The organism is Aquabacterium sp., assembly GCF_036273115.1.
Lineage (GTDB): Bacteria > Pseudomonadota > Gammaproteobacteria > Burkholderiales > Burkholderiaceae_C > Aquabacterium.
Genome location: NZ_DASUIN010000010.1, coordinates 29,506 through 44,117 on the forward strand (window position 1 = coordinate 29,506; position 14,612 = coordinate 44,117).

Below are 14,612 nucleotides of genomic sequence, written 5' to 3' on the forward strand. Positions count from 1 at the left end.
GCTTGATTCAGTGGCTCACTGAATCAGCGCGTGTAGCAAGGCCACCAGCCGGGGCGGGCGCTCGACCGCATCCAGCCAATTCTTCACGACCAGGCCCAGTTCGGTATCGCCTTCAATCGACAGGCGGCGCTGGAAGAACAGGGTGTCGGCATCGATGTCGCCGGCGGCCATGCGCATGAAGTCACCCAGGCTGGCGGCCAGCTTCAGTTCTGGTGTGCCGCTCCATACCGGGTGCAGGTGCGAACCCCGGCAGGTGAAGCGCAGCGACAAGCCCAGGTCGCGCACCGTGATTTCAAACAGTCGGCCCTGTAGCTCGTCGGGAATGGGCAAGGCTTGCAGCCATTCGGCGATGCGCCAGCCCGCTGCCAATGGAACCGCGGCGACGCCAGGGGGCACCAGCCGCCCCAGCTTTTGAACGAATGCGGGAATGGCCAAAGGGGAGCGTTCAGACGTCATGGTTGGGCCACCGGTTCGGACCATTTCATGCCGGCCTGGCCTTGCCAGTAGCCGTTGCAGCGACTCATATTGGGGGGCAGGGGAATGGCCGAGTCAACTTCGCCCCCCTGGCGGATGCGATCCAGCTTCGTCACCGCTTCGAGCGTGCCACGCGATTGCGGGCTCACACGCAACACCTTCACCCCCATGTCAACCAGATCCTGGGTGTGGTCAATCAGATCGTGCAGCGCAGCCGATTGGGTCTGGATGCCGTTGATGGTGAGGAAGCGCTCGCCTTCCTGCGAATTCAAGGCCAGGCCATCCGGGTGTTCAATGCAGCGGAAGCCGCAGTCGTCCTTTTTCAGGCAGTAGTGGCGTGCGGTGAAGCAACGAGCCGAGAACGCCAGCGGCAGCCTGCCCCACACCAGCACCTCGGCATCAGGGCGATCTTCTCCGGCGCTGGTGATGAGCGCCTTCATGTCGTCTGCACTGAGCTCGAAAGGCAGTACCCAACGGGTCGCGCCCAAGCTGCCCAGCCAGTTCACGGTGTCGGCATGGTAGGCATTGAGGTGGGGCCCCGCCACAAAGGGGCGCCCCTTCATCGAGCGAATGGCACCCAGGTCGCCGGCTTCCACCAGGTAATCGGCCTGCCCGGTGAGGCGGCGCATGGTGTGGGCGTCGGTTTCCACATCAATCAAGGTCTGGGTGGACAGCACCACCTCTTTGCCGGCGGCGCGCAGCATGGCTGCCAACTCGTGCCAATCGGGCAGGCGCAACTCGTGGCGGCGACTGCACACGGTTTCGCCCAGGTAGACGATGTCAGCCGGGCTGTCGGCCACCTGCGCATAAAAGGCCAGCACGTCGGCGCGGGGCCAGTAGTACAGCAAGGGGCCGACGGCAATCTGAAAATCAGGATGGTTCATGGCGCGGCTCACTTCCAGGGGCGCTCATAGGCACCTTGCGTCACTTGGGCGCCTTCGGCCTGCGCGGCCAGGCGCGACTGCCATTCGGGTCGAACGCTGTAGCGGTGGGGGTTGCCACAGGCTGCATCGACGGCAGCGCGCAACACTTGCACCACTTGCGAGACATAAGCCGGGCTGCGTTGGCGGCCTTCGATCTTCAGCGCGGCCACGCCCATTTCCACCAGTTGCGGCAGCAGCCCAATGGCGTTCAGGCTGGTGGGTTCTTCCAGCGCGTGGTCACGCTCGCCTTCGACTTCAAAGCGGCCTTTGCACAGGGTGGGGTAGGCGGCGTTTTCGCCTGGGCCGTAGCGGTCGATCATGACCCCGCCCAGGCGGGCCTCTAGCGTCTGGCCTTTTTCTTCCCAGCGCACCGCATGGGCTGGCGAGCACACGCCCTTGTTGTTGGGCGAATCGCCCGTGGCGTAAGACGACAGCAGGCAGCGGCCTTCGGCCATCACGCACAAGCTGCCAAAGCCGAATACCTCGATTTCAACAGGGCTGGTTTCGATCAGGCGGGCAATTTCGCGCAAGGTCAACACGCGGGGGAGCACCACACGCTGAATGCCGAATTGTTCGTGCATCAGCGCAATGGAGTCGGCATGGGTAGCCGAGCCTTGCACCGACAAGTGCAGGCGCAAATCAGGGTAGCGGTCGCGCGCATAACGCAGCAATCCAGGATCGGCCAGGATGACGGCGTCGGCCCCCAACAAGACGGCCTGGTCAATGGCGGCGCGCCATTCGGCCGTGCGGCCCGGTTGTGGATAGGTGTTGATGGCAAACAGCACCTTGCGTTGCAGGCTGTGCGCCAACTCAATGCCTTGGCGCAAGCTGCCGGTGTCGAAGTTCAAGCCCGCGAAGTTGCGCGCGTTGGTGCCATTCTTGAGGCCGACGTAAACCGCGTCGGCACCGGCAGACAAGGCCGCTTTGAGCGCAGCCAAGCTCCCGGCTGGAGCAACCAGCTCCATCGAGTGGGAGGGGATAGACATGATGGGCGCCAGTGTGCGCTGCGCGCCGAAAAATGCCTTGTCTTTGGTCAAGTTGCCCGATCAGCTCGGGCGCCACGCGTTGTTGATTTGACCGTCGACAATGCCGATGCGTCGATCGGCCCCGGACGCGAAGCCGCCGTCGTGCGTCACGGCCACCACGGTCTTGCCCATGTCGCGGGTGAGGCTTTGCAGCATGGCCCGCACGTTCTGGCTCGAGGCCGAGTCCAGGTTGCCGGTGGGTTCGTCGGCCAGGATCACCAGCGGGTCGTTGGCCAGAGCGCGGGCAATGGCCACGCGTTGGCGCTGTCCGCCCGACAGCTGGCTGGGGAATTTGTCGGCCTGCTGTTTCACGCCCAGGTGGTCGAGCAGGTCCAGTGCCCGGGCGCGGGCGGCATCGTCGTTCAATTGGCCCAGCTTGCGCATGGGCAGGGTCACGTTGTCGATCACCCGGAACTCGGCCAGCAGGAAGTGGAACTGAAAGACGAAGCCCAGCTTGGCCAGGCGACGGTCAGACAACTGGTCTTCGTTGTAGCGGGTGGTGTCTTCGCCATCCAGCACGATGCGCCCTTCGTCGGGCAAATCGAGCAGCCCGAGCATGTAGAGCAGCGACGATTTGCCGGAACCCGAGGGGCCCATGATGCAGACGAACTCGCCACGCGCAATGTCGAGTGACACGCCGTTGATCAGGGTGGTGGGCACCTCGCCGGGAATGCGCCGCACCAGGGACTCGGCGCGCAAAACGGAGCGGGCCTCAGTGCGCGGATCAGGTGCGTTCATGTGGCCCCCCGCAGGATGTCAACGGGCTGCACGCGACCGGCCTTGCGGGCGGGCAGGTAGGCGGCCAGTACGCATGAGCCCATGGCAAACAGCGCCGCCAGGGCAAATTGCTCGGCGCCCCACCATACGGGCAGGTGAACCTTTTCGGTCATGCCGGGGGCCTTGATTTCGAGTTGAGCCAGCCCGGCAATGAGGCCTGCGCCCATCAGCAGGCCCAGGGTGCTGCCGATCACGCCCACGATCAGGCCTTCAAACAGGAAGATCATGCGGATGTCGCGCGCATGAAAGCCCATCGATTTGAGGATGGCGATGTCCTTGGTCTTTTCCATCACGATGGTGGAAATCGTGTTGTAGATACCGAACGAGGCCACCAGCAAAATGGCCGACACCACGCTGTACATGATCGTGTTGCGCACCAGCAGCAGGCTCAGGATGTCTTCCGAGGCTTCGATCCAGGACACGGACTTGTACGAAAAGCGGTCTTCTAGCAGGTGCCCCAGATCTTTCGCAGCGTAGGGGTCTGCCATCTGCACGATGATGCGGTTCACGCGGTTGGGCTTGTCCAGCAAGCCCTGTGCGCGTTTGAGCATCATGAAGGTCTGCCCCTCGTCGTAGCTGGCATTGCCGGTGCGGAAAATGCCCACGACCTTCATGGTCCGGTTCTGACCGCTGGGGGCCAGCACACTCAAGGTGCTGCCCATGCGCAGGCTGAACTTGTCGGCCAGCCCTTGGCCGATGACGATGCCATTGGGCGTGGCGTTCAGCGCCTCCAGGTCGCCGTTGATGAATTTTTCGTCGATGGTCGTGACCTGGCGCATCTTGGCCGGAATCACCCCCGACAGGGTCACACCTTGTTGCTTGCCGGAAAACGTCAGCACCGCGGTGCCTTGCAGCACCGGCGCGGCCCGTACCCCTTCCTGGGCTTCGATGAACTCCAGAATCTGGCGATGACCCCGAATGCCGCGCGGCTCGTTGGGCGGCTTCACATGGTGGGTCAGCACGGCTCCGTCGGGCCAGGCCGTCCAGGCGGGTTGGGGCTGGGCCTTGCGGTACTCGTCGGACACGGTAACGTGCGGGCTGTTGTCGACCATGCGCTTGAGAAAGTCCTTCTCCGAGCCGCGCATCAAAGACGAGACCCCGAGAAAGAAGCCCACACCCAGCACCACCCCCGACAGTGAGACCAAGGTCTGCCGCCGGCGGTGGGTGAGGTGGCCCAGGGCCACATCGAGCTGAATCTTCATCCCCATGGGCTACTTTTTCAGACCGCGCACAGCTCGCCCTTCGCTCAGGTCGGCAGGCGGTTGAACAATGACTGGCGTGTCAGGGTTGAGGCCAGACAGGATCTCGGTCTTGCTGGTGCCGGCAATGCCGATGCGAACGGCTTGTTTCTGGGCGCGGCCCTCTCGCACCACCCAGACCGTGTCTTTCTGCACCGCGGTGCTGGGAATCAGCCAGGCTTGTTCGCGTTGGGTGACGATGAGGTTGGCTTCCACCGTCATGCCCGCCATCAAGCCCTCGGTCTTGTCAAGCTGGATGCGCACACGGTAGCTGCGCGAGACCGGGTCGCCCTTGGGTGTGATGTCTTGCACCTGACCTTTGAGGGTGCGGCCCGGCAACGCGTCGGCGCGCAGCACCACGGCTTGCCCCTTGTGCACTCGGCCAATGTCTTCTTCGTCCACATCCACCGTGGCGCGCAGTGGGGCGCAGCACGACAGGGTCATCAGCACCTGTCCGGCCGTCAGCACCTGGCCGACTTCGCCATCGCGGCGCAGAACGGTGCCGTCTGCCGGCGCCACGAGGGTCAGCACATCTCGCAAGGCTTGAGTGCGCTTGACACTGGCTTGTGCTGCCTCCAGATCGGATCGGACGCGATCGAGTTCGACCGGCGCCAGAAAGTGTTGCTGCACCAGTTCCTTGGTGCGGGCGAATTGGGCTTGCGCCAGACGTTCGCGCGCCTGCGCTTCATCGACCGCGCTTTGCAGATCGCCGGCTTCCATCTTGGCCAGCACCTGGCCTTTGCGAACCGCATCGCCTTCCTGCGCGAGCACCGCGGTCAGTCGGCCCATCACCTTGGATGCCACCGGCAAGGTCACCGTGGGCTCGATCGAGCCCGCCGCATACACGGCTTCCACGGCCGGCCCCCGGGTGATCTGGGTCAGGGGCAGTTCAAGCGGGCGAGACACCCACAGATAGGTACCCCCCCCCACGCACGCCAGCGCCAACGGCAGGCCAATCCACCATTTCTTGATCACGTTCAAGGCCCAATTTCTGTCGAATTGGTGCCAAGTATGACCCTGATTTGAGCAGGTCCTTTGACCTTCGCCAGTAAATCACGAACGACCGTTCTTTTCGGCCAAGTCCGACTTAATCGGACATTTTTGTGTCCGAAATGTGTCTTGCTGTACCCCCACCTTGTTTCATCTTCTGGTCCCGGAGGCCCTATGCGTTATTCAATGTCTGCGCTGTGTCGCAAGGCGGTCAGCTGTGTGCTGGCCACGTTCGCTGTCGTGTCCTTGTCTGCCTGTGGCGGCGGCGGTGGTGGCGATACAGCTGCGACGGGTACGCCGGTGACCACATCCAACATCACGCTGCCCACTTCGGTTGAAGTGGTCACGGCCAAGTGAGTAGGGAGGCGACGACATCATGAAGTCTTATCAACGCATCCCCTTTGCCCTCAGCCTACTGGCGGCTTCCGTCAGCCACACGGCTTTCGCTGCGCCCACTGCGGGGGCCTATGTATCGGACAAGCAAAACACCTGGGTGCAAGACCGCGTGGGTGACCGCATCGGCACGGTCAACATGATCATGTGCATCATCGGCAGCATGCGCGGAGACGCCATGGTGAACCAGGGCCCCTATGTGGCGCTGATCGACGAAGGCAAGTGCCAGGGCCGCGGTGACAGCAGCAAGTCGGGCAGCACCAACGCAGGCGCATCGAATGCCACCAACTATCTGTCGGCTGTGGTCCAGTCTTCTCAGGCCACGACAGCCGATCCCTTGGTCATCAAGGCGTGGTTGCACAGTGAGGAAGAACACGATGGCAACCCTGTGAAGGCGACCATTTATGCCTACGTAGTGGCCACCGAGGGCAAATCAGAGGCGCACCCCAATGGCCTGTTCAAGATGTACTTCTGCGGTGAACCAGAGGGCATGGCGGGCACCTGCATGTTCAAGGGCTCACTGCAGTCGACTGAAAGCGGTCTGAGCTTTTATCAGGAAGAAAACGGAGACGGTGGCCCCTCCACCACGCGCCTGATCCTGCAGAACAACCCATCGACTGAAAGCGGCATGGGCAAGATCAGCGGCATTGAGCAGTCCACTCCGTACGACTACAAGTTCGCCTATGACGGCGGCTACTTCCGTCGCCAGGAGGGCAGCAACCCCGATGTCTGCTTTGCGCGTGACAAGAACCGCGGGGAGACCTCGACCTGGCGCTACGGCACCTACCAGGAAGATGGTTCCCGATTGACAATGGACAACCCCGGCTTCTCGGTGAAGTACACGAATGGCAACGATACCTATTACGGGTTCTGGAGCTTCTGGGGCCTGTGGTTGCCTGAATCGGCCATGTCGCAAATCGCGCTGGGTCAGGGGCAGTTGACTCGCAAGAACGGCGGATCGGACCAGGTCATCACGCCTATCCAGAAAGGCGGCAAGCTTTGGCGCCTGACTCGCCACACCGGTTCCTTGAGTGACTTCAAGAATGTGCCCATGATGTACTGGTCTCACACGGCCATTGGGTCGGGCCCAGCCTTCATGAACTACGAACTGCAGTGGGATGGCACGAACTTGAATGCCATTTCCTACCAGGACTGCTCCGGTGGCAATGGCTGCACCTCGCATGTGCTGTCTTCGCCTGTTGCCTTGAATGCAGCAACGCTGTCTGCCTCGTATGTGAAGTCGCTGCCAATCTTCTTCCCGTCTGGCGGGGGCTCCGGCTCCATTGATGTGCCATCCGTGAGTTTTGCCGACGACACCGGTGTGGCTTATCGAACCCGCGACATCGTATCGCCCTCGGCTGCAGACATCAGCTTGAACTGCGTGACCATGTGCCCGACGGCTGGAACCGCATTGGGCACCGCCTTGGCCGGCAACCAATCGCCCTTCCAGGACTCGCCTTCTTGGGGGCCGGCGGCCACCACCTACGGCTACACCTTCCACAGTGGTCTCGTGTACTCCGGCGCGCTGGATGCCGCTCATGCGGTCGACGCCTCGGGCCTGGCACAAAGCAATATGGGGGGCTATAAGACCGGACTGAACAGCGGCTCGATGGTGGCCGATGCCGATCTGAGCAGCATCCGCTGCGACTCCAACGGCACGCCGAATGCGGGTGGGAGCCATTACTGTCCTTACCTGGTTGATCAAGCCGAGACCGTCTATCAATGGGAAACCGGCCCCAATCAATGGAACAAGTACTTTGGTGCCGATGGCATCACGATTGCGCCCCCCAAGGCGCTGTCGCTCACGGCAGCCGCCGTGTTCAACAACGGTGCCCCTGATGCTGGCAACAACATCCGTGGGCGTGCGGCAGCTGATCTGACCAAGTTCAATGGCAACAAGGTCCAACTGCAGTTCAATGGCTTTGGTGAGTTGCAAGGCATTCCCGGGCATTGCGTGAACCCCGATACCAACCAGGTCGTCACTTCTTGCGGACCTGGCACTCGTTGGGTGCCTGCCTTTGACATGGTCGATGGGGCCGTCGTTTCCGACGACAGTCACAACTACTACGTCAAATACCTCGAGCGCGAAATGCGTCTGGGCAAGGTCAATTGCTCGGAAGCATCGGGGGTGAGTCTGGCCGGTGCAGGCAATTTGAGCTTGCCCAACAGTGGCTTGGTTGATGTGAACCCCAGAACCAAGCTTGGTGCCGAGCCGACCCCAGCCAGCACGAAACCAGCGGTGATCGACGGTCTCATCCAATGAGGTCAGATTGGCATGGATGTCATGCCTGTGAGATGTGAAACGGCCCTTCGGGGCCGTTTTTCATGGGCTCTGAGGTTCGGGTGGGGCGCAGGGCGTCCAGCGAATCAGGGGGCCCTGCAGGTCCAGGCAGATGGTTTCAGCTGGAAGGGTGTCGGGGGCATCGGAGCGGGGGAGGGGTGTTGGCGCCAGAAAGTCGTTCAGCATGGCGCGCACTCTGTTCAGATCGTTGGCGTCATCGCACAACGCCTGGCCGTCGGCCGATCCCAGGATGATCTGAACCTGGCAGCGTCCCACCAGTGGTGTTTGGGGAAGCAAGGCGCCGAGCGATTGCAGGCGTTGCATCAAGGCAGCCCGTTGAACCTGCATGGCCTGTGCTTGCTGCAATGCGGCCTGCAGTTGCGGTGGGGGTGCTGACGGTGCCATGCCGCCGCCCCAGCGGCCTCGGCCCAGCGGTTGGCTGATGAGTGGCGTGAACAGGCCACCCCAGCGGGCTTGCGGTGAGGCTGGAGGGGGCAATGTCTGAGTCGCCAAGGGCTCCGCCTTCGGCGCGCCGGTTTCGTGGTCTGGTCCAGGGGGCGGCGAGGGATCTGGGCGCGCTGAGTCGTCGGGGACTGTGGCGTGCGGGTTTGGGGGCGCGGGTCTGGCAGGTTGCGCGGGAGACGGAGAGCTCTGGTCCCGATGCGAAGCCGCATCGTGGTCGCCCCGATTGGGTTCCTGTGGATGCGGTGCGGTGATGGCTTCCAGGCGAACCATCAGCGCGCCCAGTCTGCGCCCGAGGCCAGGCGCTTGCGTAGCCGGTTGGCTGGCCCATACCAGCGCGGCAAGGGCCGTGGCATGCACAAGCAGCGACCCGACCCAGGCCAGCCCAGGAGGGCGGCGGGAGATGGGGAGCTGGGGGCCAGGATTCGCGTGCATGGCCACACCATAGGGGCAAGGGCGCGACGGTGATCCTCGAAAAAATCGGGCTCGAACCCGCTGTCTGCCTGCGCCAGGCCAGAGCCCAAGACACCAAAAACAAATGCCGACGAGCCACAAGGCTGGTCGGCATCGGGGTGCTTGGGCACCCAACCTGAATGAACTCCGCCATCGGTGTCCGATTGGTCGGGATCAGGCCGTGGAATCGCTGGGCGCGAGGGCCCTGTTGCCGTGACGAGGTACGTTTTGGCAACAGCTGTCTACTTTAAGGGTTCGGGCCCTAGCGCAATAGGCCGAATAGCGGCGAAAAGCTCGGCCTGTTCGCGTGCCTGATGGGCTTCAGATTGTCAGGTCGTAGTCGATGGTCAGCGGCGCGTGGTCGCTGAACCATTGCTCCTTGTAGATGCTGGCTGCACGTGCGGTTTCCGCCAGAGCGGGGGTGGCCAGGTGGTAGTCAATGCGCCACCCCACATTCTTGGCTCGGGCCTGGCCTCGGTTGCTCCACCAGGTGTAGCAAGCGTCGGTGGTGTCGGGGTGCAGGCGGCGGTACACATCGATCAGGGCCGTGTTGCCTGCTGGGTTGAGCAGGCGTGTCATCCAGGCACGCTCTTCGGGCAGAAAGCCGCTGTTTTTCAGGTTGCCCTTCCAGTTCTTCAGGTCGGCTTCCTGATGGGCAATGTTCACGTCACCGATCAGGATGAACTCGCGCTCGCCCCGCAGGCGGGCCAAGTGGGGTTCGATCACATCGAGGAAGCGGAACTTGGCCTGCTGCCGCTCGTCCGAACTCGATCCGCTGGGAAAGTAGCAGCTGATGATCGACAGCTTGCGGCCGGGCTTGTCAAAGCGCATTTCCACATAGCGCCCCTCCGGGTCGAACTCGCCGCTGGGGTCGTTGGCTCCCAGGCCCACGATCACATCCGAGGGCTCATGCCGCGTGTACAGGCCCACGCCGGAGTAGCCCTTTTTCTCGGCGTGATGAAAGTGCCCGTTCAGGCCCGCAAATGATTTCAAGGGGGCCGGCATGTCGTCGGCGTGTACCTTGAGCTCCTGCACGCCCATACAATCGGCTGACACACTTTCAGCCCAGGGCACCAGGCCTTTGGTTGCCGCCGAGCGGATGCCGTTCAGGTTGAGAGACACAAGACGAAACACAAGACACCATTCATCATGAGCAACACCCCTTCCCAAGACTCCCTGGCTCAGGACTTCGTGGCCTTTGCCGTGCAATCCAAGGTGCTGCGGTTTGGGGAATTCAAGACCAAGGCTGGGCGCCTGTCGCCGTATTTCTTCAACGCTGGTCTGTTCGATGACGGCGCCAAGCTGGGCCGCCTGGCTGAATTCTATGCACGTCGGCTGATCGAATCCGGTTTGCAGTTCGACATGCTCTTTGGCCCTGCGTACAAAGGCATCACCCTGGCGGCGGCGGTCTCCATCGAACTGGCACGCCTGGGCCACAACAAGCCCTTTGCCTACAACCGCAAGGAAGCCAAGGACCACGGCGAAGGCGGCACCCTGGTGGGCGCGCCGGTGCAAGGGCGCGTGCTGATCATCGACGATGTGATTTCCGCAGGCACCTCGGTGCGTGAGTCAATTGACCTCATCGTCAAGGCTGGGGCCACACCGGCGGGCGTCGCCATCGCGTTGGATCGCCAGGAAAAAGCGACGGCCAACGGTCAGGACGCGGAGGAAAGCGCCGTGCAGCAAGTGGAACAGCATTACAAACTGCCGGTTGTTTCTATCGCGACCTTGGCCGATTTGTTGCAATATCTGCAATTGCAGGCGGACCCGGCGCTCAGCGCCAGCTATCCGGCTGTGCTGGCTTATCGTCAACGTTACGGCGTCTGACGCCGTGTCCCCTCATCCCTCGTCAGGTTCCAGCCTATGAAGCACCAGCAGGTTGATTTTCCCTCCAGAGCAGCCGTCCGGTTCGGGCCGACGCTGGCGCTGATGGTGGGGCTCAACCTGTCCGCGTCGGCTTGGGCTGTGGGCATCTACACCTGCGTTGATGCGACGGGCAAGCGGCATACCTCTGACCGCCCGATTCCAGAGTGTCTGGACCGCGAGCAACGCGTGCTCAATCGCGATGGGTCGCAACGTCAGGTGCTGCCCCCACGCATGAACGCCGACGAACGTGCTGCCGCTGAAGAGCGGGAGCATCAACGGCAGTTGGCCGAAGCGGCGCAAAAAGACGCCATTCGGCGAGATCGCAATCTGATGGGGCGCTACCCGAACGAGCAGGCGCACAACAAGGCCCGCGAGGCGGCGTTGGACGATCTGGAAAACGCCATTCGCACGTCTCAGATGCGTGTGGCCGATCTGCAGGCGGAACGCAAGCCACTGGAGGCGGATGCCGAGTTCTACAAAGGCAAGGCCCTGCCCCCCAAGTTGCGCACCAAGTTGGAGGCCAACGAGGCTGCTCAGCAGGCTCAGCGCGATGTGATTCAGGCACAGAAGGCCGAAATGGTTCGCATCAACGCCTTGTACGACGCCGAACTGGCGCGCTTGCGCAGGCTGTGGTCAGGGGCGCCTCCCGGCTCCCTGCCAGATGCAGCCAGTGCCGCCTCGGCTGCGACCGAAGCGGACGCGCGCCGAGGCGATGCGGGCCTCAGCCGGCCAGCTTCTTCTTCAAAAGCTCGTTGACGGTCGCCGGATTAGCCTTGCCCTTGGTGGCCTTCATGGCCTGACCCACCAAGGCGTTGAAGGCCTTTTCCTTGCCGGCACGGAACTCTTCTACCGACTTGGCATTGGCTGCCAGGATGTCGTCCAGAATCTTTTCCAGCTCGCCGGTGTCGCTCATCTGCTTGAGGCCCTTGGCTTCAATGACAGCGTCGACCTGAGCCAGCGGTGGCAAGGCTTCCGATTCTTCCTGTTCAGACCACAGCACCTCGAACACTTGCTTGGCGCCGTTGTTGGAGATGGTGCCGTCGGCAATGCGCGTGATCAGCGCGGCCAGCAGGTCGGCGCTGATGGGGCTGTCGTCGATGCTCTGCTCGTGGGCGTTCAGGCGGCGTGAGACTTCGCCCATCAGCCAGTTGGACACCAGCTTGGGTTGCTTGCAGGTTTGCGCGGCGGCTTCAAAGAAGGCGCCAAACGCTTTCGACTGCGTCATCATGGTGGCGTCGTACGCGGGCAGTCCGTATTCAGACTGGAAGCGCTCGGCCATCACACGGGGCAGTTCGGGCATTTCGCCCTTCACGCGTTCGATCCACTCGGGCGCAATGGTCAGCGGGGGCAGATCGGGGTCGGGGAAGTAGCGGTAGTCGTGTGCGTCTTCCTTGGTGCGCATGGCACGGGTCTCGCCCGTGTCAGGGTTGAACAGCACCGTCGCTTGCTGAATGGCGCGACCGTCTTCGATTTCGTCAATCTGCCAGTTGATTTCGTAGTCGGTGGCCTGCTGCAGGAACTTGAAGCTGTTGAGGTTCTTGATTTCGCGGCGAGTGCCCAGGGGCGCGCCGGGCTTGCGCACCGACACGTTCACGTCGCAGCGGAAGGAGCCTTCCTGCATGTTGCCGTCGCAAATGCCCAGCCACACGACCAAGGCATGCAGCGCGCGGGCGTATTCGGCGGCCTCGGCGCTACAGCGCATGTCGGGCTCGGTCACGATTTCCAGCAGCGGGGTGCCGGCGCGGTTCAAGTCAATGCCCGACGATTTCTCGCCATTGAAGCCCGCGAAGTCTTCGTGCAGCGATTTGCCGGCATCTTCTTCCAAATGGGCGCGAACTAGCTTGACGGTGTGCTCTTTGTCGCCCACAAAGAAGCTGACCGAGCCGCCTTGCACGACCGGGATTTCGTACTGGCTGATCTGGTAGCCCTTGGGCAGGTCGGGGTAGAAATAGTTCTTGCGCGCGAAGATCGAACGTGGGGCCACATGGGCGCCCACGGCCAGACCGAAGGCGATGGCGCGTTCCACCGCGCCCTTGTTCATCACGGGCAGGGTGCCGGGCAGGGCCATGTCCACGGGGCAGGCCTGGGTGTTGGGCGCGGCGCCGAACTCGGTCGAGGCACCCGAAAAAATCTTGGACTGGGTGGACAGCTGGACGTGGGTTTCGATGCCGATCACGACCTCGTAACCGCGCACCAGCAGGGAAGTTTGAAGGTTGCTCATGGGTGTCTTCAGGCCTGGATGGCGGCGGGTTTGCGTTGGTGCCAGTCGGTTGCTTGCTGGAAGGCGTGCGCGGTGTGCAGCAACTGGGCTTCTTGCCAGTAGTTGCCGATCAACTGCAGGCCCACAGGCAAATCGTGTTCCCCAAAGCCGCAAGGCAGGCTCATGCCGGGCAGGCCGGCCAGCGAGGCGGGCAGGGTGAAGATGTCGGCCAGGTATTCCTGCACGGGATCGCTTTGCGAGCCAATCGCGCGGGCCACGGTGGGCGACACGGGGCCCGCGATCACGTCACAGACCTTGAAGGCCGCCTGGAAGTCGTCCGCAATCATGCGGCGCAGCTTTTGCGCTTGCAGGTAGTAGGCGTCGTAATAGCCATGCGACAGCACATAGGCACCAATCATGATCCGGCGCTTGACTTCGGGGCCGAAGCCTTCCGCGCGGGTTTTGCGGTACATATCGTTCAGATCGCTGTATTTGGCAGCACGATGACCGAACTTGACGCCATCAAAGCGGCTCAGGTTGGACGAGGCTTCAGCCGGCGCGATGATGTAGTACACCGGAATCGACAGCTCGGTGCGGGGCAGGCTGATGTCCACCAGCGTGGCGCCCAGCTTTTGCAGCTGATCCAGCGCGGCACGGGTGGCGGCGGCCACATCGGTGCTCACGCCTTCGCCGAAGAATTCCTGGGGCACACCCACGCGCAAACCGGTCAAGGGTTGCTCGGCGGTGGCGCCGGCACGTGGGGTGCGCAGTGCGGCCACGAAGTCGGGCACCGGCTGTTGCGCGCTGGTGGCGTCACGCTCGTCAAAACCGCTCATGGCTTGCAGCAGCAGGGCGCAGTCTTCGGCGGTGCGGGCCATGGGGCCGGCCTGGTCCAGCGACGAAGCAAAGGCGATCATGCCGTAGCGCGAGCAGCGGCCATAGGTGGGCTTGATGCCGGTGATGCCGGTCAGCGCTGCGGGTTGGCGAATCGAGCCGCCGGTGTCGGTGCCGGTCACGCCGGGCACCAGGCGCGCGGCCACGGCGACGGCCGAACCACCCGAGGAGCCGCCAGGAATGCGATTCGTGTCCCAGGGGTTGCGGGCGGGCTGGTAAGCCGAGTTTTCGTTGGCGCCACCCATGGCGAATTCGTCGCAGTTCAACTTGCCCAGGCTCACGGTGCCGGCCTTGTTGAGCTTGTCGACCACGGTGGCGTCAAACGGGCTCATATAGCCCTTGAGCATCTTGGAGGCGGCCGTGGTGGGGTGGTCCACCGTCACAAAGATGTCCTTGTGCGCCACGGGGATGCCGTCCAGCGGGCCGAAAGTCTGACCATTGGCGCGACGCAGGTCGGCCGCAGCAGCCTCGGCCAGCGCGCCGGCCTCGTCCACATGCAGGAAGGCGCCCAGGTGGGCGTGGGCTTGCACACGGGCCAGCGCATGGCGGGTCAGTTCGGTGCTGGTGGTCTGGCCGGCGGCCAGCATCTGGCTCAGTTCGGCCAGGGTCTTGTCATGGAATGCGGTCGTCATCGTG

14 protein-coding genes are annotated in these 14,612 nt (G+C 62.9%); 4 read left to right on the forward strand and 10 right to left on the reverse strand.

The window, feature by feature from the left end; translation table 11 throughout:
* Positions 1-15: 15 nt before the first annotated feature.
* From ubiT to VFW72_RS04360, 6 genes are read right to left on the reverse strand one after another with little or no spacing between them, the layout of a single operon-like run.
* Positions 16-456, reverse strand: coding sequence for a ubiquinone anaerobic biosynthesis accessory factor UbiT (ubiT, locus tag VFW72_RS04335; RefSeq protein ID WP_329673046.1), 441 nt, complete (start codon positions 454-456; stop codon positions 16-18).
* The gene (locus tag VFW72_RS04340) at positions 453-1,358 is read right to left on the reverse strand and encodes a U32 family peptidase (RefSeq protein ID WP_329673047.1); all 906 of its coding nucleotides are present in this window, start codon (positions 1,356-1,358) and stop codon (positions 453-455) included. Before VFW72_RS04340 ends, ubiT begins: the two co-directional genes overlap by 4 nt.
* 8 nt (positions 1,359-1,366) lie before the next feature.
* A complete protein-coding gene (gene ubiU / locus VFW72_RS04345) occupies positions 1,367-2,383 on the reverse strand; it encodes a ubiquinone anaerobic biosynthesis protein UbiU (protein WP_329673048.1) in 1,017 nt (338 codons plus the stop codon).
* Positions 2,384-2,443: 60 nt separating this feature from the next.
* The gene (locus tag VFW72_RS04350) at positions 2,444-3,160 is read right to left on the reverse strand and encodes an ABC transporter ATP-binding protein (protein ID WP_329673049.1); all 717 of its coding nucleotides are present in this window, start codon (positions 3,158-3,160) and stop codon (positions 2,444-2,446) included.
* Positions 3,157-4,407 (reverse strand): ABC transporter permease, encoded by a 1,251-nt coding sequence (locus VFW72_RS04355; protein WP_329673050.1) that lies wholly within the window; start codon positions 4,405-4,407, stop codon positions 3,157-3,159. Before VFW72_RS04355 ends, VFW72_RS04350 begins: the two co-directional genes overlap by 4 nt.
* A 3-nt stretch (positions 4,408-4,410) precedes the next feature.
* Positions 4,411-5,412, reverse strand: a complete 1,002-nt coding sequence (locus VFW72_RS04360; RefSeq protein WP_329673076.1) for an efflux RND transporter periplasmic adaptor subunit — start codon at positions 5,410-5,412, stop codon at positions 4,411-4,413.
* Positions 5,413-5,613: 201 nt separating this feature from the next.
* Here VFW72_RS04360 and VFW72_RS04365 point away from each other — a divergent pair, with 201 nt between their 5' ends.
* On the forward strand, positions 5,614-5,784 hold the full coding sequence (locus VFW72_RS04365) for a hypothetical protein (protein WP_329673051.1): 171 nt from the start codon (positions 5,614-5,616) through the stop codon (positions 5,782-5,784).
* A gap of 19 nt (positions 5,785-5,803) precedes the next feature.
* A complete protein-coding gene (locus tag VFW72_RS04370) occupies positions 5,804-8,083 on the forward strand; it encodes a hypothetical protein (RefSeq protein ID WP_329673052.1) in 2,280 nt (759 codons plus the stop codon).
* A 60-nt stretch (positions 8,084-8,143) separates the two neighbouring features.
* On the opposite strand, the gene VFW72_RS04375 is transcribed toward VFW72_RS04370, so the two are convergent.
* Positions 8,144-8,614 (reverse strand): hypothetical protein, encoded by a 471-nt coding sequence (locus tag VFW72_RS04375; protein WP_329673053.1) that lies wholly within the window; start codon positions 8,612-8,614, stop codon positions 8,144-8,146.
* Positions 8,615-9,337: 723 nt separating this feature from the next.
* A complete protein-coding gene (locus VFW72_RS04380) occupies positions 9,338-10,150 on the reverse strand; it encodes an exodeoxyribonuclease III (protein ID WP_329673054.1) in 813 nt (270 codons plus the stop codon).
* A gap of 15 nt (positions 10,151-10,165) precedes the next feature.
* Between VFW72_RS04380 and pyrE the strand changes: the two genes are divergently transcribed.
* A complete protein-coding gene (gene pyrE, locus VFW72_RS04385) occupies positions 10,166-10,843 on the forward strand; it encodes an orotate phosphoribosyltransferase (protein WP_329673055.1) in 678 nt (225 codons plus the stop codon).
* Between the two features lie 36 nt (positions 10,844-10,879).
* Positions 10,880-11,638, forward strand: coding sequence for a DUF4124 domain-containing protein (locus tag VFW72_RS04390; protein ID WP_329673056.1), 759 nt, complete (start codon positions 10,880-10,882; stop codon positions 11,636-11,638).
* Here the strand turns inward: VFW72_RS04390 and gatB are convergent.
* On the reverse strand, positions 11,604-13,103 hold the full coding sequence (gene gatB / locus VFW72_RS04395; protein WP_329673057.1) for an Asp-tRNA(Asn)/Glu-tRNA(Gln) amidotransferase subunit GatB: 1,500 nt from the start codon (positions 13,101-13,103) through the stop codon (positions 11,604-11,606). The genes VFW72_RS04390 and gatB overlap by 35 nt on opposite strands.
* 8 nt (positions 13,104-13,111) lie before the next feature.
* Positions 13,112-14,608, reverse strand: coding sequence for an Asp-tRNA(Asn)/Glu-tRNA(Gln) amidotransferase subunit GatA (gatA, locus tag VFW72_RS04400; RefSeq protein WP_329673058.1), 1,497 nt, complete (start codon positions 14,606-14,608; stop codon positions 13,112-13,114).
* Between the last annotated feature and the right edge of the window lie 4 nt (positions 14,609-14,612).